Here is a 21,648-nt window from a genome sequence, read left to right as displayed (position 1 = left end):
ATAAAAAAAACGCCGACCCTCAGGTCGGCGTTGTTACCTTAAATTCGCATCATTCAGGCCGGCGTACTGATCCGCGCCAGTTGCTCAAAATAGTCGGGGAAGGTTTTCGCCGTACACTTCGGATCAAGGATGGTCACCGGCGTATCAGACAGCGCCACCAGCGAGAAGCACATCGCCATCCGGTGGTCGTTATAGGTGCCGATTTCAGCATACTTCAGCGTCGCCGGCGGGGTGATGCGAATATAATCTTCACCCTCTTCCACCTCGGCGCCCACTTTACGCAACTCGGTCGCCATGGCGAACAGACGGTCCGTCTCCTTGACCCGCCAGTTGTAGATATTGCGCAGCGTGGTGGTCCCTTGCGCGAACAGCGCGGCGGTGGCGATGGTCATCGCGGCGTCCGGGATATGGTTCATATCCATATCGATAGCCTTGAGCTCGCCACGGGTACAGGCGATGAAATCGTCGCCCCAAGTGACGGTGGCGCCCATTTTTTCCAGTACGTCGGCGAAACGAATATCGCCCTGTACGCTGCCGCGGCCGATACCGGTGACTTTCACCGTGCCGCCCTTAATGGCGCCAGCGGCAAGGAAATACGAGGCCGATGAAGCATCCCCTTCCACCAGGTAATCCCCCGGCGACTGATACTGTTGCTTGCCGCGCACCACAAAGCGCTGATAAGACTGGTTGTCCACCTCAACCCCGAAGGTTTTCATCAGGTGCAGCGTAATGTCGATATAGGGTTTTGACACCAGATCGCCCTTAATGGCGATCACAGTATCCTGCGGTGCCAGCGGCGCGGTCATCAGCAGCGCGGTCAGGAACTGGCTGGAGACGCTGCCGTCAACTTCAACATTGCCCCCCTGGAACCCCCCGCGCAGGCGCAGCGGCGGATAATTTTCCTGCTCCAGATAGTCGATCTGAGCGCCGCCCTGACGCAGGGCATCCACCAGATGGCCGATCGGGCGCTCTTTCATTCGCGGCTCGCCGGTCAGCACGATATCGTTGCTGCCAAGGCACAGGGCTGCCGCCAGCGGGCGCATCGCGGTACCGGCGTTGCCGAGGAACAGCTCCAGCGCCGCTGCGGCATGCAGCGGGCCGCCGTTGCCGGTCACTTCACAGCGGGTACGGTCAGCAGACAGGGTGTATTGAACCCCCAGCGCACTCAGGGCATTCAGCATATGGCGCACATCGTCGCTGTCCAGCAGGTTGGTCAGCACCGTCGTGCCGCGGGCCAGGGCGGCCAGCAGCAGCGCGCGGTTGGAGACGCTTTTCGAACCTGGCAGGTTCACGGTGCCCTCTACGCGTGCGATGGGTTGTAACGTCAGGGAATCCATCAAACTTCACTCTCAAACAAACAGAATAAAAACCCCGCAGACAGGCCGCGGGGAGGAAGAAAGGAACGGGCGATTAACCGTGGCGGCGTTCGAAGTCCAGCATAAAGTCGGTTAACGCCTTCACGCCGTCCAACGGCATCGCGTTGTAGATGGAGGCACGCATGCCGCCCACCACCCGGTGGCCCTTAAGCGCGTGCAGCCCGGCGGCAAACGACTCTTCAAGGAACAGTTTATCCAGCGCGCTGTCCGCCAGCTGGAACGGCACGTTCATACGGGAGCGGTTGGCTTGCGCCACATCGTTACGATAGAAGCCGCTGTTATCGATCACGCCATACAGCAGTTCGGCTTTCTGCTGGTTGATCTTGTCCATCGCGGCAACGCCGCCCTGCTGTTTTAGCCACTTAAACACCAGACCAGCCAGATACCAGGCGAACGTCGGCGGCGTGTTAAACATCGAGTCATTCTCGCTTAACACGGTGTAGTCGAGGATTGACGGGCAGGCCACGCTGGCTTTACCCAGCAGATCTTCACGTACGATGACCAGCGTCAACCCTGCCGGGCCGATATTCTTCTGCGCGCCGGCATAGATCACGCCGAAGCGGTTGACGTCAATTTCGCGGGACAGAATGGTGGAGGAGAAATCGGCGGTCACGATGACGTCGTCGCCGAAGTTCGGCGTATCATCAATCGCGATACCGTCAATGGTTTCGTTCGGGCAGTAGTGGAGATACGCCGCGCCCGGCGTCAGCTGCCACTCGCTCATTGGCTTGACCGCGCGCTTGCCGTCGACGGTGATTTTCGCGTCGATGACGTTAGGCGTGCAGTATTTCTTCGCCTCTTTGACCGCGCTGGCGGCCCAGTAGCCAGCGTCCACATAGTCAGCGACGTTTTTATCGCCGAGGATGTTCAGCGGGATCCCGGCGAACTGGCCGCGGCCGCCGCCATGACAGAACAACACTTTATAGTTGGAAGGGATATTCAGCAGAGAACGGAAGTCCTGTTCTGCCTCTTCTGCCACCTGGATGAACTCCTTACCACGGTGACTGATTTCCATGACCGACGTACCCAGACCGTGCCAGTCGCACAGTTCCTGCTGAGCCAGTTTGAGTACTTCCGCCGGCAGCATTGCCGGGCCCGAACTGAAGTTATAGACCTGAGCCATTTCCCCTCACCACGTTGCTATGTTGTTTTGCCCGCGAACCGCCGCGGGCATAAGTTATTCCTGTGGCTATCGGTTTTATCATTCAGTGACACGGTCCGCAATGGCTAAAACTCGCCGACGGCAAAACGCGGCAGCCGTCACACAACAGAATCTATCGGCTTGACGTAATAAAACCGACATATTTGCTGTCAGGTGAGCCGTTTCGCCCGGCTGGCCTTCGACCATTCTGCATTTGCGCAGCGGGAACATATTCGCTTTTCTCCCGCCTGCATCGCCATCACGATGCTGCAGCGTACGCAGGCGTAGATCCCCTCCTGAGGAATAGTGGTATAGCGCGTGGTGCAGTGCGTCGGGAGAATCGACAACCCGGCCCTCACTTCGTCATCGGGATAATAAAACACGCTGATCTGGCCATTGGTTTCAAGGATCGCCAGCCGCACCTGGCCGAGCTGCTCGACGCTGTTGACCCGTAGCTCCATAAAAAATTCGAATTCGGTCATATTTTCCGCATGCAGTTTCTCCCATGCCAGTTGCCCCTCCTCCACCACCACGATAGGCTTGCCCTCCAGCAGATCCTCCAGCTTTTCACTATGCCCCATCAGCCACATGATGCCGCGATAAAGCAGCGCCAGCGTGACGAAGACCACCAGCACCGGCAACAGCGGGACATCGTCATAAAACGCCACGTCCCCCGCCGCCGAGCCGAGGGTCAGAATAATCAGCACCTCAAACAGCGACATCTGCCGCACGCCGCGCCGTCCGGTAATTTTGAGGAAAATAAAGACCAGAACGAAGGTGTAGAGGCTGCGCAACGCCACCTCGCCGAGAAATTCCACCGGCACTTTATCGAGCGCCATCCGCTGCCAGTCAAAGGCTTTCATTATCATCTCCCTGAGCATTAAAAGATGTCTCTAAGCATAGCCAGATGATGGAGATAGCACCTGTCAGATAAAAGCCGTATCATTGCGCGCTTTCCGTACGACAAAAGTGATCGCCATGACCCAAACGTTTATTCCCGGCAAAGATGCCGCCCTGGAAGATTCCATCGCTCGCTTCCAGCAAAAATTGCTCGACCTCGGATTTGATATCGAAGAGGCCTCGTGGCTGAACCCGGTGCCGCACGTGTGGTCCGTTCACATTCGCGATAAGGAATGCGCGCTGTGCTTTACCAATGGTAAAGGCGCCACCAAAAAGGCAGCCCTCGCCTCCGCGCTGGGCGAATATTTCGAGCGCCTGTCCACCAACTATTTTTTCGCTGACTTCTGGTTAGGCGACACTATCGCTAACGGCCCGTTCGTTCACTACCCGAACGAAAAGTGGTTCCCGCTGACCGAAAACGACGACGTCCCGGAAGGTCTGCTGGATGCCCGCCTGCTCGCGTTCTACGATCCGGACGATCAGCTGACGGCCAGCATGCTGGTGGATCTGCAATCCGGTAACGATGAGCGCGGCGTGTGCGGCCTGCCCTTTACCCGCCAGTCCGACGGCGAAACAGTCTATATTCCTATGAATATCGTCGGCAACCTGTATGTCTCCAACGGCATGTCCGCCGGCAACACCCGTAATGAAGCTCGCGTGCAGGGCCTGTCCGAAGTCTTTGAGCGCCATATCAAAAACCGCATCATCGCCGAAAGCATCAGCCTGCCGGAGATCCCGGCGGAGGTCATGGCGCGCTATCCGGGCGTCGTGGAGTCGATCGCCAAACTGGAAGCCGAAGGTTTCCCGATCTTTGCCTATGATGGCTCACTGGGCGGCAAATATCCGGTTATCTGCGTCGTGCTGTTTAACCCGGCAAACGGCACCTGCTTCGCCTCTTTCGGCGCCCATCCGGACTTCGGCGTGGCGCTGGAGCGTACGGTCACCGAACTGCTGCAGGGCCGCAGCCTGAAAGATCTCGACGTCTTCACGCCGCCGACCTTCGACGACGAAGAAGTCGCCGAGCATGCTAACCTCGAAACCCACTTTATCGACTCCAGCGGCCTGATTTCCTGGGATATGTTCAAGCAGGATGCCGACTATCCGTTCGTTGACTGGAGCTTCTCCGGCACCACAGAAGAAGAGTTCGCCACCCTGATGGCCATCTTCAAGGCCGAAGATAAAGAAGTGTATATCGCCGACTACGAGCACCTGGGCGTTTACGCCTGCCGTATCATCGTCCCGGGGATGTCGGATATTTACCCGGCGGAAGATCTGTGGCTGGCGAACAACAGCATGGGTGCTCATCTGCGCGACACCATTCTGTCCCTGCCGGGCAGCGAGTGGGAAAAAGAAGATTACCTGGCGCTGATCGAGCAGATGGACGATGAAGGCCTGGATGATTTCACCCGCGTTCGCGAACTGCTGGGCCTCGCCACCGGCAAAGACAACGGCTGGTATACCCTGCGCGTTGGCGAGCTTAAAGCCATGCTGGCCCTGGCCGGCGGCGATCTGGAGCAGGCGCTGATCTGGACCGAGTGGACCATGGAGTTCAACGCTTCGGTCTTCAGCGCGGAACGCGCTAACTACTATCGCTGCCTGCAGACCCTGCTGCTGCTGAGCCAGGAAGAGGAGCGTCAGCCGCTGCAATACCTGAACGCCTTTATCCGTATGTACGGCGCCGAAGCGGTCGAAGCCGCCAGCGCGGCGCTGAGCGGGGAAGCGCCGTTCTATGGCCTTCAGGCTGTCGACAGCGATCTGCAGGCCTTCCCGGCCCATCAGTCGCTACTGAAGGCTTATGAAAAACTGCAGCGAGCGAAGGCGGCGTTCTGGGCAAAATAAGCCCTAAGCGCGCCATCGTGGTGACCAGCAACGGAGCCCAATACGGCTCCGTTGATTTCACCTGACGAGGCGGCCACTATAGTTTGTAGTTGCAAAGTTAATTAATAGTAAATAATGCGCTTATAAGATTTACCATTCGTTAATTTTAAATAAAATACTCCATATTAATTAACTCAAAAAATGGCGTGAAAACGAAAAAATTCAACATAACTTATAAATTTTAAAATTTATTTTCTTCTTAATATTCAAACAGTTAAACACTAAAAACACAAAAACCACACACTAAAAAGGCATATAGTTCCGGTGAGATATGATCTATATCAATTTCCCTTCTATAATGCTTTGTTAGTATCTCACCGCCAACTTATATAAAGAGAGAGTTAGTGTGAAAGCTGACAACCCTTTTGATCTTTTGCTCCCTGCCGCGATGGCGAAAGTCGCCGAAGAAGCAGGTGTCTATAAAGCAACGAAGCATCCGATGAAGACCTTTTATCTGGCGATCACCGCTGGCGTTTTCATCTCCATCGCTTTCGTATTCTATATCACCGCGACCACCGGCACTGCCGCGATGCCTTATGGGATTGCCAAGCTTATCGGTGGGGTCTGTTTTTCCCTGGGTCTGATTCTGTGCATTATCTGCGGCGCTGACCTCTTTACCTCTACGGTATTGATCGTGGTGGCGAAAGCCAGCGGTCGAATTACCTGGGGGCAACTGGCAAAAAACTGGCTCAACGTCTATTTTGGTAACCTGGTGGGCGCACTGCTGTTTGTGCTGCTGATGTGGTTATCAGGCGAATATATGACTGCCAACGGCGGTTGGGGGCTCAATGTCCTGCAAACCGCTGACCACAAAATGCACCATACTTTTGTGGAGGCCGTGAGCCTGGGTATCCTCGCTAACCTGATGGTTTGTCTCGCCGTATGGATGAGCTATTCCGGTCGTAGCCTGATGGATAAAGCGATGATCATGGTCCTGCCGGTAGCGATGTTCGTTGCCAGCGGCTTTGAGCACAGCATCGCCAACATGTTTATGATCCCGATGGGTATCGTAATCCGCAACTTTGCAAGCCCGGAATTCTGGACCGCAATCGGTTCGACTCCGGAAAGTTTCTCTCACTTGACCGTTATGAACTTCATCACTGATAACCTGATTCCGGTAACTATCGGGAACATTATCGGCGGGGGTCTGCTGGTCGGGTTGACATACTGGGTCATTTACCTGCGTGGCAACGACCATCACTAAGGGTTGTTTCAGGCAGTAAATAAAAAATCCACTTAAGAAGGTAGGTGTTACATGTCCGAGCTTAATGAAAAGTTAGCCACAGCCTGGGAAGGTTTTGCGAAAGGTGACTGGCAGAATGAAGTCAACGTCCGTGACTTTATTCAGAAAAACTACACCCCATATGAAGGCGACGAATCCTTCCTGGCTGGCGCGACTGAAGCGACCACCAAGCTGTGGGACAGCGTAATGGAAGGTGTAAAACAGGAAAACCGCACTCACGCGCCTGTTGATTTTGACACTGCCCTGGCTTCCACCATCACCTCTCACGACGCAGGCTATATCGAGAAAGGTCTGGAAAAAATCGTTGGTCTGCAGACCGAAGCGCCGCTGAAACGTGCGATCATCCCGTTCGGTGGTATTAAAATGGTTGAAGGTTCCTGCAAAGCGTACAATCGCGAGCTGGACCCGATGCTGAAAAAAATCTTCACTGAGTACCGTAAAACTCACAACCAGGGCGTTTTCGACGTCTATACTCCGGACATCCTGCGCTGCCGTAAATCCGGCGTGCTGACCGGTCTGCCGGATGCTTACGGCCGTGGTCGTATCATCGGTGACTACCGTCGCGTTGCGCTGTACGGTATCGACTTCCTGATGAAAGACAAATTCGCCCAGTTCAACTCTCTGCAAGCGAAACTGGAAAGCGGCGAAGATCTGGAAGCGACCATCCGTCTGCGTGAAGAAATCGCTGAACAGCACCGCGCGCTGGGCCAGATCAAAGAGATGGCGGCTAAATATGGCTACGACATCTCCGGTCCGGCGACCACCGCTCAGGAAGCTATCCAGTGGACCTACTTCGGTTACCTGGCTGCCGTTAAATCTCAGAACGGCGCGGCAATGTCCTTCGGTCGTACCTCCAGCTTCCTGGATATCTACATCGAACGTGACCTGCAGGCGGGTAAAATCACCGAGCAAGACGCGCAGGAAATGGTTGACCACCTGGTCATGAAACTGCGTATGGTTCGCTTCCTGCGTACCCCGGAATACGATGAACTGTTCTCCGGTGACCCGATTTGGGCAACAGAATCCATCGGCGGTATGGGCGTTGACGGCCGTACTCTGGTGACCAAAAACAGCTTCCGCTTCCTGAACACCCTGTACACCATGGGGCCGTCTCCGGAGCCGAACATCACTATCCTGTGGTCTGAAAAACTGCCGCTGAGCTTCAAGAAATTCGCTGCTAAAGTGTCCATCGATACCTCTTCTCTGCAGTATGAGAACGATGACCTGATGCGTCCGGACTTCAACAACGACGACTACGCTATCGCATGCTGCGTAAGCCCGATGGTTGTTGGTAAGCAAATGCAGTTCTTCGGTGCTCGCGCCAACCTCGCAAAAACCATGCTGTACGCTATCAACGGCGGCGTGGATGAAAAACTGAAAATGCAGGTGGGTCCGAAATCTGAACCGATCAAAGGCGACGTTCTGAACTTCGACGAAGTGATGGAACGCATGGATCACTTCATGGACTGGCTGGCTAAACAGTACGTCACTGCGCTGAACATCATCCACTACATGCACGACAAGTACAGCTACGAAGCCTCTCTGATGGCGCTGCACGACCGTGACGTTATCCGCACCATGGCGTGTGGTATCGCGGGTCTGTCCGTTGCTGCTGACTCCCTGTCTGCAATCAAATATGCGAAAGTTAAACCGATTCGTGACGAAGACGGTCTGGCTGTCGACTTCGAAATCGAAGGCGAATACCCGCAGTTTGGTAACAACGATGCTCGCGTCGATGACATGGCCGTTGACCTGGTTGAACGTTTCATGAAGAAAATTCAGAAACTGCACACCTACCGCAACGCGATCCCGACTCAGTCTGTTCTGACCATTACCTCTAACGTGGTATATGGTAAGAAAACCGGTAACACCCCAGACGGTCGTCGCGCTGGCGCGCCGTTCGGACCAGGTGCTAACCCGATGCACGGCCGTGACCAGAAAGGTGCTGTTGCCTCTCTGACCTCCGTAGCGAAACTGCCGTTTGCTTACGCGAAAGATGGTATCTCTTACACCTTCTCTATCGTACCGAACGCGCTGGGTAAAGATGACGAAGTTCGTAAGACCAACCTGGCGGGTCTGATGGATGGTTACTTCCACCACGAAGCGTCCATCGAAGGTGGTCAGCACCTGAACGTGAACGTGATGAACCGCGAAATGCTGCTCGACGCGATGGAAAACCCGGAAAAATATCCGCAGTTGACCATCCGCGTATCTGGCTACGCTGTACGTTTTAACTCCCTGACTAAAGAACAGCAGCAGGACGTTATTACCCGTACCTTCACTCAGACCATGTAATTCCCTGGCTGACTGAAAAAGCGTACAATAAAGGCCCCACATCAGTGGGGCCTTTTTAACAAGCAATCCCCGCCCTAGCCTGCTTTGCCAGTTATCTATACTTTGGGTATCTGTCAAAACAGACTCGACACAGCCGCTGAGCTGTGCACCAACACGGCCCCGGATGGGCCACATCTGGAGAAAACACCGCAATGTCAGTTATTGGTCGCATTCACTCCTTTGAATCCTGTGGCACCGTTGATGGCCCGGGCATCCGCTTTATTACCTTTTTCCAGGGCTGCCTGATGCGCTGCCTGTATTGCCATAACCGTGATACCTGGGATACCCACGGCGGCAAAGAAATCACCGTTGAAGAGTTAATGAAAGAGGTGGTGACCTATCGTCACTTTATGAATGCTTCCGGCGGCGGCGTCACCGCATCGGGCGGCGAAGCGATCCTGCAGGCGGAGTTTGTTCGCGACTGGTTCCGCGCCTGTAAGAAGGAAGGTATTCATACCTGTCTCGATACCAATGGCTTTGTTCGTCGCTACGATCCCGTTATCGACGAACTGCTGGAGGTAACAGACCTGGTGATGCTGGATCTCAAGCAGATGAACGATGAGATTCACCAGAACCTGGTCGGCGTCTCTAACCATCGTACACTGGAATTCGCCCAGTATCTGGCGAAGAAGAATATCAATGTCTGGATCCGCTACGTGGTGGTTCCGGGCTGGTCAGACGATGATGATTCCGCGCACCGCCTGGGCGAATTTACCCGCGATATGGGCAATGTCGAAAAAATCGAGCTACTGCCCTACCATGAGCTGGGCAAACACAAATGGGTAGCGATGGGCGAAGAGTACAAGCTGGACGGCGTCCATCCGCCGAAGAAAGAGACCATGGAGCGAGTCAAAGGCATCCTTGAGCAATATGGGCACAAAGTGATGTACTAATCCCGCCCGGGCCGGTGATGCGCTTATGCCGGCCTGCAACGGCGTGGGAAGCTGTTACCGTCCAGCCCGTTGCATTCTTATGCAAACCGGCTCTACTGCAGTAAGCACAGGCTATTAAAACGGATGACGCGCAGCATGCGCTGCGCGCTACAGGGTCAGGCGTGCGCCACCGGCGTTGGATGATGCCCGGCTTTGCGCAGCAGGGTCAGCAGATAGATAAACGACACGCTGGCGATCATAATAAACAGCAGGTTATCCGAGAAGTTCTGCATCAGCATCGCCGTCAGCGTCGGGCCCAGCAGGCTGCCGATGGTATAGCTCATCAACAGCGCCTGGTTCATTGCCACCAGCTGATGGTGCTCCACTTTTTCACAGGCCCAGGCCATCGCCACCGGATAGAGGGTAAAGCCCGAAGCGCCCAACACAAACAGCGCCGGCGCCATCGCCGCCTGGCTGAGCATCGCCATACATCCCAGAATCACCACAAACACCTGCACCCGCAGCACCAGCAGGCGACCGTAGCGGTCTGCCAGCCGCCCTACCGGCCACTGGCCGAGGATCCCGGCGCTAACCATCACCGCCATCCAGAAGCCAATGCCGGCGTCGCTGACGCCCTGATGGTTCAGCCACAGCGGCATCAGACCATACAGCGAGCCGAGGACAATCCCTGAGATAATGCAGCCATTGACCCCGTGGCGCGCCTGGCGCAGCTTCAGCATCGGCCAGATACGTACCGTTTCATGTGGCTCTTCGGCCTGCCCCATGATGCGGGTAAACAGCAGCGGCAGGATCGCCGCCAGCGCCAGACCCGTCACCCACGGCAGGACGCTCATTAAATCGGTGGGGAGTTTACTGACCATCAGCTGGCCCAGTACGGTACCGACGTAATAGACCATCATGTACGCCGCCAGCAGACGACCGCGGCTGCGTGAAGTGCCGCTGCAGACCAGCGCGCTTTCCACCACCACCCAAATCATCGCGCAGCCTACGCCGGCGATAAAACGCCAGCTCAGCCACGTCCAGAAACCCACGGTGATCCCCAGCCCTACGCAGCCGACGGCGAATATTAACGACGCGAGATAATAGCTGCGGTTAAACCCCAGGCGCTTGATCACCCAGCCGGCAAGCAACGTACCGGCCAGGTTGCCGGTAAAATAGGATGACCCCACCATGCCGACCTGCCAGGTTGGCATATTTTCATGGGCGAGCCAGAGCGGGACGAGCGTATTCAGCACCGCTATCGCCAGGGTCAGTAAAAGCAGGCCACAGAGCAGCATTTGCACTGGCCGGGTGTAGATGGTCATGGGTAAAAACCGTGAGGAATGTTCAGATCGCGAGCGCATCATGCCACCGCTAAAAACATTGTCAATCCACCTGAAATCAGGCCTGACGCGGTTTTGCCGGGCACGATAGAAGTTTTTTATCCACAGAAGGGATAAAGATGAGGCAACAGATAATACGCTGTTGTTTTTCTTAATTTATTAATAAATGTCGACGTTGATTTCAGTTGAAAAATTTCATCTATCGACAGCACGTTTTCATCATGCCGGCACGCCTGCGCCGGCATGATGACGCTGATTAACTGGCGATAGCCATCCCGACGGTCATATGCAGACCATAGAATACGCCGCGGCCAATCATCTCTCCCGCCAGCACCAGAACAAACGCCAGGCCGAGCAGCGAGACCGTCGGCTTGCGGCCGCGGATCTGCGGCACGCACCAGCAGGCCAGGGCCAGCGCCAGCAGCACCACGCGCCAGGCCATAAGCAGCCCATAATCCGGCACCAGGGCGGAGGCCTGCTGAATTGAGCTGCGGATAGTGGCGAGTTCACTCCCCTGCATCAGGACCACCACGATACTCACCAGCAGCGCCAGTAAAGTGACCACCGGCAGCAGGCGCAGCGCCCAACCGTCAACGCCTGCGACGCGCAGCAGCAGGTAGCCCAGCAGCGGACCGCCGATAAACAACGTCAGGAAGAAGCTCAGCGGCGTCCAGAGGGTATACCAGGTCGGCACCGTGTCGATGGTGTTATAGACCCGCACCATCATCCAGACGAAGATCACCCCAAGCGCCATGGTCGCGACCAGCCACAGGCTACGCAGTCCGGCAGGCAGCTTTTTACACACGGCCAGCAGCCAGCCAATCCCGCCGACGGCGAAGAAGATCGCCCCGCTGGCTATCTCATTACTCAGCGATGAGGCCCCTACGCGATTGAGCGAGTTAAAGGCCCGCAGCGGCGAACCGAGGTGCATTGTCGAGGCGATAAACCCGATCCCCATCAATACCCACAGGCCGAACATGCTACCCACCACGCGCTGCTCCTGCTCACGGGAAAGCTTGCCCGTCATGAGCGCCAGCGCCAGGACGATGAAGCCGCCCGCGACGCACTGGCCGAAGACCGTAAAGATCATCAGCGGCCATTCATGCCATCCGTTTCCCATCTTACACCTCCTTCGGGTTTGCCAGGTAACCGGTGGTATCGCCACACGGCCGGGCATTGGCGTTAGGTTTGATCACGATGCTCGGCCGGGTAAAGTGCGCCGAAGGCAACGGCGCCACCGCCGCCAGCTGGCCGTGCTTAGCGCGCAGTTCGGCAATCGGCCCGAAATCCAGCGCCCGCAGCGGGCAGGACTCGACGCAGATCGGCTTTTTCCCGTCGGCGACGCGCTCGTGGCAGCCGTCACACTTGGTCATATGGCATTTGTCGGCATTATATTGCGGCGCGCCGTAAGGACAGGCCATATGGCAGTAACGGCAGCCAATGCACACCTCTTCGTTGACCACCACAAAACCGTCTTCGCGCTTGTGCATCGCTCCGCTCGGACAGACCTTGGTGCAGGCAGGATCTTCGCAGTGGTTACAGGCGATGGAGAGGTAATAGGCGAACACGTTCTGATTCCAGACGCCGTTATCCTCCTGCCAGTCGCCGCCGGCATATTCATAAATGCGGCGGAAGCTGACCTCCGGGGTCAGATTTTTGTAGTCCTTACAGGCCAGTTCGCAGGTCTTGCAACCGGTGCAACGGGCGGAATCAATAAAAAATCCATACTGAGTTGTCATCGGTTACTCCTTACAGCTTCTCAACCTGGACGAGGTTGGTATGCGACGGGTTCCCCTTCGCCAGCGGCGAGGGGCGCTGGGTGGTCAGCACGTTAATGCTGCCAGCCTGATCCACGCGCGAGGCGTCCGGGTTATACCAGGCCCCTTCCCCCAGCGCGACCACGCCCGGCATCATGCGCGGGGTCACCTTCGCTTCGATATGCACTTCCCCACGGTCATTGAAGATGCGAATGCGATCGCCGTTGGCAATACCGCGCTGGCGGGCATCGATCGGGTTAATCCACATCTCCTGCCGACAGGCAGCCTTCAGTACATCGACGTTGCCGTAGGTTGAGTGGACGCGCGATTTATAGTGGAAGCCGGTCAGCTGTAGCGGGTATTTCGCCGTCAGCGGATCGTTGTAGTTTTCGAAGCCCGGGGTGTATATCGGCAGCGGATCGATGACATCGCCTTCCGGCAGCTCCCAGGTGGCGGCGATTTTCGCCAGCGCCTGCGAATAGATTTCAATCTTGCCCGAAGGCGTGGTCAGCGGATTAGCCTGCGGATCCTCGCGGAAGGCTTTATAAGCCACATGGTGCCCTTGCGGATCGCGCTGCTTATAGATGCCCTGCTGACGGAAGGTGTCGAAATCCGGCAGGTCGGGAATCGCTGTGCGCGACTGCTCATACAGATAGCGCATCCAGCCTTCCTGGGTACGGCCTTCGGTAAATTTTTCCTCGACGCCGAGGCGCTTCGCCAGCTCGCTGGTCATCTCATAGATAGTTTTGCATTCGAAACGCGGCTTGATGGCCTGGTCGGCAAAGATGACGTAGGACATGTTGCCGCAGGAGGCATCCAGCGCGAAATCCATCTGCTCAGAGGCGGTGCAGTCCGGCAGCAGAATATCGGCGTATTTCGCTGACGAGGTCATATGGCAGTCGATGACCACAATCATCTCGCACTTCTTGTCGTCCTGCAGGATCTCGTGGGTGCGGTTAATCTCTGAGTGCTGGTTGATCAGGCAGTTGCCCGCATAGTTCCAGATCATTTTGATCGGCACATCGAGCTTATCTTTGCCACGCACCCCATCGCGCAGGGCGGTCATTTCCGGGCCGCGCTCAATCGCATCGGTCCACATAAACATTGAGATGCTGGTCTGAACCGGATTCTCCAGCGTCGGCATGCGCTCAAACGGCAGGCTGTAGGAGCCCTCGCGCGCGCCGCTGTTGCCGCCGTTGATCCCGACGTTACCGGTCAGAATGGCGAGCATCGCGATAGCCCGGGTGGCGATTTCGCCGTTGGCGTGACGCTGCGGCCCCCAGCCCTGGCTGATATAGGCCGGTTTGGCGCTGGCAATTTCGCGCGCCAGTTTAACAATGCGTTCGCGCGGAATACCGGTTATGGTCGAGGCCCACTCCGGCGTTTTGGCGATACCGTCAGCGCCCTGGCCAAGGATCCAGGCTTTATAGTGGCCATTGGCCGGGGCATCGGCAGGCAAGGTTTTCTCGTCGTATCCCACACAGTATTTATCGAGGAACGGCTGATCGACCAGATTCTCGGTGATCATCACCCACGCCAGACCCGATACCAGCGCCGCATCGGTACCGGGGCGAATCGGGATCCATTCATCTTCGCGGCCGGCGCCGGTGTCGGTATAGCGCGGATCGATAATGATCATCCGGGCATTGGATTTCTGGCGCGCCTGCTCAAGATAGTAGGTCACCCCGCCGCCGCTCATCCGCGTTTCCCCGGGGTTGTTGCCGAACAGCACCACTAACTGGCTGTTTTCAATATCCGACGGGCTGTTGCCATCCGCCCAGCCGCCGTAGGTGTAATTCAACCCTGCGGCAATCTGCGCGGATGAATAGTCGCCGTAATGATTGAGATACCCACCGCAGCAGTTCATCAGACGGGCAATCAGGGTTTTCCCCGGCGGCCAGGAGCGGGTCAGCGTGCCTCCCAGCGTGCCGGTGCCGTAGTTCAGATAGATGGACTCGTTGCCGTAGTCTTTAATCAGGCGCTGCGTCGTGCTGGCGATGATATCGAACGCCTCTTCCCAGCTGATTTGCTCGAATTTACCCTCACCGCGTTTGCCTACGCGCTTCATCGGATATTTCAGCCGATCGGGGTTATAAACCCGGCGGCGCATAGACCGCCCGCGCAGGCAGGCGCGTACCTGATGCAGGCCGTCATAGTTATCGTCACCGGTATTATCGGTTTCGACGTATTTAATCGCGCCATCCACCACGTGCATGCGCAGCGGGCAGCGGCTACCGCAGTTGACGGTGCAGGCGCTCCAGACCACCTTCTCACTGGCCGGGGCTGGCGTGTCGGCGGCGTGGGCCATACGGGAAAAGGGTAACGTTAGTGCGTTGCTGGCCAGCGCCAGGCCGCCTATTGCCGTGGTTTTCATCAGACCACGGCGGCTTACCTCAGCAGCCAGTAAAGCATCGGGGGCTTTAATTTTCATGGATACTCGCTTTGGTTGCTCACAATAAACTGACAAGCGCTATATAGTCATATATATAAGGCTTTGAAATATTATTGGTTTTTTATGCTGGTTTAATCCAAAGGGAGTATCACTGCATTCGCGGATGGGATTATTGCCCGGTATCAATAAGGATGTAAAAAAAGCGCCCGCAGGCGCTTTTAAGGGAGAAGGTAAAAATTAACCGATATATTCGAGGCCGCGCATATACGGGCGCAGGATTTCCGGGATCTCGATACGGCCATCGGCCTGCTGATAGTTTTCCATCAGCGCCACCAGGGTACGACCGACCGCCAGGCCAGAACCATTCAGGGTATGAACGAGACGGGTCTTCTTGTCGGACTTGCTGCGGCAGCGAGCCTGCATACGACGCGCCTGGAAATCCCAGACGTTGGAGCAGGAAGAGATCTCACGGTAGGTGTTCTGCGCCGGGACCCATACTTCGAGGTCATAGGTTTTGCAGGCGCTGAAGCCCATATCGCCGGTGCACAGCGCGACCTTACGGTAAGGCAGGCCCAGCAGCTGCAGCACTTTCTCGGCGTGGCCGGTCATCTCTTCTAGTGCCGCCATCGAGTCTTCCGGACGGACAATCTGCACCATTTCAACTTTATCGAACTGGTGCATACGGATCAGACCGCGGGTGTCGCGACCATAAGAACCTGCTTCGGAACGGAAGCACGGCGTATGGGCGGTCATTTTTATCGGCAGATCGTCTTCATCGATAATTTCATCACGCACCAGGTTGGTCAGCGGCACTTCCGCCGTCGGGATCAGCGCGTAGTTGCTGTTGTCAGCCTCTTCTTCCAGCGGACGGGTATGGAACAGGTCGCCGGCGAATTTCGGCAACTGGCCGGTGCCATACAGGGTGTCCTGGTTAACCAAGTACGGGACATAGTTTTCGCTATAGCCATGCTGTTCAGTGTGCAGATCCAGCATGAACTGCGCCAGGGCGCGGTGCAGACGGGCCAGCTGGCCTTTCATCACCACGAAGCGCGAACCGGTGAGCTTAACGGCGGCGGCAAAATCCAGCCCCCCGTGCATTTCACCCAGCGTCACGTGATCGCGCACGTCGAAATCGAACTGGCGCGGCGTGCCCCAGCGGCTGACTTCAACGTTGTCGTTTTCGTCACGGCCAACCGGCACGTCATCGTGAGGTATATTCGGGATCGCCAGCGCGATATCGCGGATTTCCGCCAGCAGCGCTTCCAGCTCGGATTTTGCGGCATCCAGCTGTTCGCCGAGTTTGTTCACTTCCAGGCGTAATGGCTCGATGTCTTCCCCGCGCGCTTTCGCCTGGCCAATGGATTTCGATCGGGAGTTGCGCTCCGCCTGCAGGTTTTCCGTTTGCACCTGCAGAACTTTACGACGCTCTTCAAGCGCGCGAAGTTTATCTACATCCAGCTTAAAGCCCCGGCGTGCCAGTTTTTCTGCGACTGCGTCTGGCTCGGTACGCAGCAGATTGGGATCGAGCATGCTTATCCTGTGCTTATCGAATTAAAAAAAGAATAGTGGCCGCAGACTACGACCACGGAAATAGTGTAATAACCTTACCGCAACGCCTCAATTAGCGGTAGCGTTTTATCGGGCTATTTTGATCCTGTTCAGCGAGCCAGGCGAGCTTTTCGCCAATTTTGCCCTCAAGCCCCCGGTTTGTCGGGTGATAATAGCGTGTTTGCGCCATTTCCTGCGGGAAATACTGCTCACCGGCGGCGTAGGCGTTAGGTTCGTCATGAGCGTAACGATACTCCTGCCCGTAGCCCATCTCTTTCATCAGCTTCGTCGGGGCATTGCGCAGATGCACCGGAACGTCATAGTCCGGACGGTCTCGCGCGTCGGCCAGCGCCGCTTTAAAGGCGGTGTAGACCGCATTGCTCTTCGGCGCGCAGGCCAGATAGACAATGGCCTGGGCAATCGCCCGTTCGCCTTCCGCCGGCCCGACGCGGGTAAAGCAGTCCCACGCCGAAATGGCCACCTGCATCGCCCGCGGGTCGGCGTTGCCGACGTCTTCCGAGGCAATCGCCAGACAACGGCGGGCAACGTACAGCGGATCGCCCCCGGCGGTGATGATCCGCGCGTACCAGTAGAGCGCCGCGTCCGGCGCGCTCCCGCGCACTGACTTATGCAGGGCGGAAATCAAATCGTAGAAACGGTCGCCTTTATTATCAAAGCGCGCGCTGCGCTCGCCGGCGATCTCGGTCAGCAGTTCCGCCTTCAACACCCGCTTGCCCGCATCATCGCTCTCGGCCATATCGGCCATCATTTCCAGGGTATTCAGCGCCCGCCGCGCATCGCCGTTCACCAGTTCGGCGATGGCCCTGCGGGTCTCATCCGGCAAAACGATATCCTGGCCGCCGTAGCCGCGGGTTTTATCGTGCATCGCCTGGTCAAGCACCTGCTCGATATCGTCGGTGGTGAGCGATTTCAGTAAGTAGACGCGTGCGCGGGAGAGCAGCGCCGAGTTAAGCTCAAAGGAGGGATTTTCGGTGGTCGCGCCAATAAAGGTGATGGTGCCATCTTCAATATGCGGCAGAAAGGCATCCTGCTGGCTTTTATTGAAGCGATGCACTTCGTCAACAAACAGAATCGTTCGTCGGCCGGCGTGGCGATTCTGCCGCGCGCGCTCAATGGCCTCGCGGATCTCTTTCACCCCGGAGGTCACCGCCGAGATCCTTTCGACATCGGCGCTGGCATAGCGGGCGATCACTTCCGCCAGGGTAGTCTTGCCGGTGCCCGGCGGCCCCCAGAGGATCATCGAATGCAGGTGCCCGGCTTCGATCGCCCGCGGCAGGGGTTTGCCCGGCGCCAGCAGGTGCTGCTGGCCAATATACTGCGCTAAATTTTCTGGCCGCATGCGAGCGGCCAGAGGTTGAAACGCGTTGTCGGAAAAATCGAGCGACAGATTGCTCACTTTCGCCTCTACTTACGTTGATCGTCCACCGTCACCCCTTTCGGCGGCGTAAAGGTGAACTTAGATGCGTCGACGGCGCCGTTCTGCTGCGATTTCAGCTGATAGCTGCTGCGCTGATCATCCTGCTCGACGGCGCTGAACTGATGGATGGTGCCGTCCCGACCGACGTTGATCGTGAACTGCTTCAGGTTGCCGCTGCCGCTTTTCGGCGTCAGCACAAAATCATCGCCGTTTTGTTTGATATTGTACTGCTGCCAGTCGCTGGACTGGTTGCGGGCAATCAGCATAAACGGCGTGTTGCTGGTGGCGTCTTTCAGCCAGGTCGCCGTGGCCTGCTCGACGAACGGGTTATAGAACCACAGGGTTTTACCATCCGAAACGAGGACGCTCTCATCCGGCTGGGTCATATGCCAGTTAAACAGATTCGGGCGTTTTACCCACAGGTCGCCCTGTCCGTCCTGTACGGCGTTGCCGCTGCCGTCGGTGACTTTTTGCGTGAAGCTGGCATGGAAGCTGCTCACTTTATCAAGACGGCTTTTTAAGTCACTGGCCGCATCTGCCCAGACCTGGCTGACGACCATACCAGACAGTAATGCACAGGTGATTGCGAGTTTTTTCATTGTTCTTCCTTAATGTGCGTCACTCCCGACGCGGGAGCCTCTTCTGCCCCTAATGTAGGACCGCCTACGGCGGCGGGACAGAAGAATTGGCTGATTTTGCGCTTATTTACCCAACTTTGCACTCATTCAAAGGGCGGCGGCGCCAGTACTTCGCGGTTACCGTTATGGCCCTGCTCGCTGACAATGCCCTGCGCTTCCATCTGTTCGATAATACGCGCGGCACGGTTATAGCCGATGCGGAACTGGCGCTGCACCCCGGAAATCGACGCTTTACGCTTCTCGGTCACAAAGCTGACCGCCTGATCGAACAGCGGATCCAGCTCTTCACCACCGTCGAAGCCACCGCCGCCGCCTTCGCTTTCGCTGTCGGAGGTAATGCCGTCTACATACTGCGGACGACCGCGGGCTTTCCAGTCCTGAACCACGGCGTGGACTTCCTGGTCGCGAACAAACGCCCCATGGACGCGCACCGGCGTGGTGGAGTTCGGCCCGGAGTAGAGCATGTCCCCCATCCCGAGCAGCGATTCCGCACCGCCCTGATCCAGAATGGTACGCGAGTCAATTTTGCTCGACACGGTAAAAGCGATGCGCGTCGGAATGTTGGCCTTAATCAGACCGGTAATGACATCCACCGACGGACGCTGCGTCGCCAGCACCAGGTGGATCCCCGCCGCACGCGCTTTCTGCGCCAGGCGAGCGATCAGCTCTTCCACCTTCTTACCGACGGTCATCATCAGGTCGGCGAATTCGTCCACCAGCACCACAATGTACGGCAGCTTTTCCAGTACCGGGTGCACGGCGTCCATACTGTCGCCAGGCTTCCAGTACGGATCCGGGATCGGACGCCCCATGCGCGCCGCTTCTGCAATCTTCTCGTTATAGCCCGCCAGGTTACGCACGCCCAGCGCCGACATCAGCTTGTAGCGACGCTCCATCTCGTTGACGCTCCAGCGCAGCGCATTGGCGGCGTCTTTCATGTCGGTAACCACTTCCGTCAGCAGGTGCGGAATACCTTCGTAGACCGACAGCTCCAGCATTTTCGGGTCGATCATGATGAAACGCACATCTTCCGGCTGCGCCTTGTAGAGCATGCTGAGGATCATGGCGTTGACGCCGACCGACTTACCGGAACCGGTGGTACCGGCCACCAGCAGGTGCGGCATTTTCGCCAGATCGGCCACCACCGGATCGCCGGCGATGTCTTTACCCAGCACCACGGTCAGCGGCGACGGGTTATCACGGAACTTGCTGTTGTCGAGCACTTCACGCAGGTAGACGGTCTGGCGCTTTTTATTCGGCAGCTCAAGCCCGACATACGGTTTACCCGGGATCACCTCCACCACGCGCACGGCGACCGTGGACAGTGAACGCGCCAGATCCCGTGACAGGTTAGAGATTCGCGCCGCTTTGACGCCAGGCGCCAGATTCAGTTCGAAGCGGGTGATCACCGGCCCCGGCGAGTAGTTCACCACATCCGCTTTAATGCGGAAATCGGCGAGTCGCGCTTCCACCAGTCGTGCCATCTGCTCGAGAGCAAAGGTATCCACCGGCTCGACTTCACTGGGCGGCGGCGTAAGCAGATCCAGCGACGGCAGCGGCGTCGTCGGCTTTTGCAGCGGTCGACTATCGCCATTGCGCATCAGCAGCGGGTGGATCAGGCTCTCCTGCGGCGCAGGCGCGGCAGGCTGATGCCCCGGCGGGGTAACCGGCTGGTGGTGAGGCACGGACTGCGGCGCAGTCTGGTAAGGCTGCGGCGGTACTGGCTGATGGTGTACCGGCTGGTGCTGCGCAGGTTGATAACCCTGCTGCGGAGCGGCGGCCGGTTGTTGATAGTGCTGGGCTGGCTGCTGCGGCTGTACTTCCGGTGTCGGCGTAAACAGCGGCTCGCTCGGCCCCTCATTGACCAGAGTTTTCATCGGCGAGAATTCGTAATCCGCCGGCGAGAACGGATTGGCGCCCGGCGGCTGCTCGGAGGCGTAGCGCTGCTGCTGGGTGGCGGCAAACTGGCGCGCCAGCTCCGCTTCCGCCGCGGCGTCCGCATCATCGTCATCAGTCGCGTTATCGTCTTCCCAGCGATGGCCATAGCGCTGCTGTTGAGTGGCGGCGAACTGGCGAGCCAGTTCATCCTGCTCCATAGCATCCGCTTCCTCATCCGAGAGTAGCCCATCATCATAATGGGGGTCGCGCTCCGCCTGCCGCGCGCGCTGTTCTGCTTCACGCTGCGACGGTAGCTTGATGCCGTAGGAGGCCAGTTCCCGACGCGTCGGTACGCGAACGCGATTAGGCCGCGGTAATTTTGGACCAATGCCCTCTTTCACCTGTACCCGCGGTCCGCTGGAGGCCGGGCTGAACAATGGCGCCGTCGCTGCGGACGCGGCGGTCGCCGTCGTCGCGGCCGCTGAGCCGCCGCTGGCAGCCGTTGCCTGATGCACCCCGGCCGCCACCGCAGAAACCACGGTTGACTCCACGGGCGGTTTGGCCGGGGCGGCTGGCGGCGTCAGCGGTTTGGTGGCGATCGGGCTTTCCGGCTCCGGAATAGGCTGATACCAGGAAGCCAGCAGCTCGCGTTCGCGCGCCCGCTTCTCTTCCACTTCCTCGAAGTAATAGAGCGGCGGACGTTTCACTTCTTCCTGCACGACCTCAGGCTCTGGCTGCGCGGCAGGTACCGGCGCGGGCTCAGGCTGATACGCCTGCGGCGCGGGCTGGCCGGCATGCGGATCGTAACTCGGCTGCTGATACTGTGCAGGCTCGGGTTGATACCCCTGCGGCGCGGGCTGACCGGCATGCGGATCGTAAACCGGCTGCTGATACTGTGCAGGCTCGGGTT

The 21,648-nt window shown here is 57.5% G+C and carries 15 protein-coding genes; 4 read left to right on the top strand and 11 right to left on the bottom strand.

From position 1 onward, the window contains the following. Positions 1 to 53: 53 nt before the first annotated feature. The 3 genes from aroA to ABLU95_RS11450 form a co-directional block, all read right to left on the bottom strand. On the bottom strand, positions 54 to 1,337 hold the full coding sequence (gene aroA / locus ABLU95_RS11460; RefSeq protein WP_044521915.1) for a 3-phosphoshikimate 1-carboxyvinyltransferase: 1,284 nt from the start codon (positions 1,335 to 1,337) through the stop codon (positions 54 to 56). A gap of 73 nt (positions 1,338 to 1,410) precedes the next feature. After that, on the bottom strand, positions 1,411 to 2,499 hold the full coding sequence (gene serC, locus ABLU95_RS11455) for a 3-phosphoserine/phosphohydroxythreonine transaminase (protein WP_023289018.1): 1,089 nt from the start codon (positions 2,497 to 2,499) through the stop codon (positions 1,411 to 1,413). A gap of 188 nt (positions 2,500 to 2,687) precedes the next feature. Continuing rightward, a complete protein-coding gene (locus ABLU95_RS11450; protein WP_023289017.1) occupies positions 2,688 to 3,380 on the bottom strand; it encodes a DUF421 domain-containing protein in 693 nt (230 codons plus the stop codon). A 115-nt stretch (positions 3,381 to 3,495) separates the two neighbouring features. Between ABLU95_RS11450 and ycaO the strand changes: the two genes are divergently transcribed. The 4 genes from ycaO to pflA all read left to right on the top strand — a co-directional run bounded on the left by ycaO (position 3,496) and on the right by pflA (position 9,765). Then, the gene (gene ycaO / locus ABLU95_RS11445; protein WP_044521954.1) at positions 3,496 to 5,256 is read left to right on the top strand and encodes a 30S ribosomal protein S12 methylthiotransferase accessory factor YcaO; all 1,761 of its coding nucleotides are present in this window, start codon (positions 3,496 to 3,498) and stop codon (positions 5,254 to 5,256) included. Between the two features lie 385 nt (positions 5,257 to 5,641). After that, on the top strand, positions 5,642 to 6,499 hold the full coding sequence (focA, locus tag ABLU95_RS11440) for a formate transporter FocA (protein ID WP_023289015.1): 858 nt from the start codon (positions 5,642 to 5,644) through the stop codon (positions 6,497 to 6,499). Between the two features lie 51 nt (positions 6,500 to 6,550). Continuing rightward, a complete protein-coding gene (pflB, locus tag ABLU95_RS11435; protein WP_023289014.1) occupies positions 6,551 to 8,833 on the top strand; it encodes a formate C-acetyltransferase in 2,283 nt (760 codons plus the stop codon). A gap of 191 nt (positions 8,834 to 9,024) precedes the next feature. Further along, positions 9,025 to 9,765: a pyruvate formate lyase 1-activating protein gene (gene pflA / locus ABLU95_RS11430; RefSeq protein WP_002898145.1), complete on the top strand. Its 741-nt coding sequence runs from the start codon at positions 9,025 to 9,027 to the stop codon at positions 9,763 to 9,765. 155 nt (positions 9,766 to 9,920) lie between these two features. Here pflA and ABLU95_RS11425 read toward each other — a convergent pair whose 3' ends face one another. The 8 genes from ABLU95_RS11425 to ftsK all read right to left on the bottom strand — a co-directional run. Further along, on the bottom strand, positions 9,921 to 11,069 hold the full coding sequence (locus ABLU95_RS11425; protein WP_008805851.1) for an MFS transporter: 1,149 nt from the start codon (positions 11,067 to 11,069) through the stop codon (positions 9,921 to 9,923). A gap of 274 nt (positions 11,070 to 11,343) precedes the next feature. Next, positions 11,344 to 12,207, bottom strand: a complete 864-nt coding sequence (locus ABLU95_RS11420; protein WP_065881852.1) for a dimethyl sulfoxide reductase anchor subunit family protein — start codon at positions 12,205 to 12,207, stop codon at positions 11,344 to 11,346. 1 nt (position 12,208) lies between these two features. Then, complete coding sequence (locus tag ABLU95_RS11415; protein ID WP_348879597.1) at positions 12,209 to 12,826, bottom strand: DMSO/selenate family reductase complex B subunit; 618 nt, start codon at positions 12,824 to 12,826, stop codon at positions 12,209 to 12,211. A gap of 10 nt (positions 12,827 to 12,836) precedes the next feature. Continuing rightward, positions 12,837 to 15,275, bottom strand: a complete 2,439-nt coding sequence (gene dmsA, locus ABLU95_RS11410; protein WP_048297151.1) for a dimethylsulfoxide reductase subunit A — start codon at positions 15,273 to 15,275, stop codon at positions 12,837 to 12,839. 198 nt (positions 15,276 to 15,473) lie between these two features. Then, complete coding sequence (serS, locus tag ABLU95_RS11405) at positions 15,474 to 16,766, bottom strand: serine--tRNA ligase (protein WP_065881854.1); 1,293 nt, start codon at positions 16,764 to 16,766, stop codon at positions 15,474 to 15,476. A 91-nt stretch (positions 16,767 to 16,857) separates the two neighbouring features. After that, positions 16,858 to 18,201: a replication-associated recombination protein RarA gene (gene rarA / locus ABLU95_RS11400; RefSeq protein WP_086076087.1), complete on the bottom strand. Its 1,344-nt coding sequence runs from the start codon at positions 18,199 to 18,201 to the stop codon at positions 16,858 to 16,860. An 8-nt stretch (positions 18,202 to 18,209) separates the two neighbouring features. Next, on the bottom strand, positions 18,210 to 18,821 hold the full coding sequence (lolA, locus tag ABLU95_RS11395; RefSeq protein WP_004201368.1) for an outer membrane lipoprotein chaperone LolA: 612 nt from the start codon (positions 18,819 to 18,821) through the stop codon (positions 18,210 to 18,212). Between the two features lie 122 nt (positions 18,822 to 18,943). Next, a partial coding sequence (ftsK, locus tag ABLU95_RS11390; RefSeq protein WP_348879594.1) for a DNA translocase FtsK occupies positions 18,944 to 21,648 on the bottom strand: 2,705 nt, incomplete at its 5' end.

This window comes from Klebsiella sp. GG_Kp146 (assembly GCF_040061975.1).
Taxonomy (GTDB): Bacteria; Pseudomonadota; Gammaproteobacteria; order Enterobacterales; family Enterobacteriaceae; genus Klebsiella; species Klebsiella quasipneumoniae.
The sequence above is the reverse complement of the archived record's forward strand: the minus strand, read 5'-3'. Positions and strand labels throughout refer to the sequence as shown.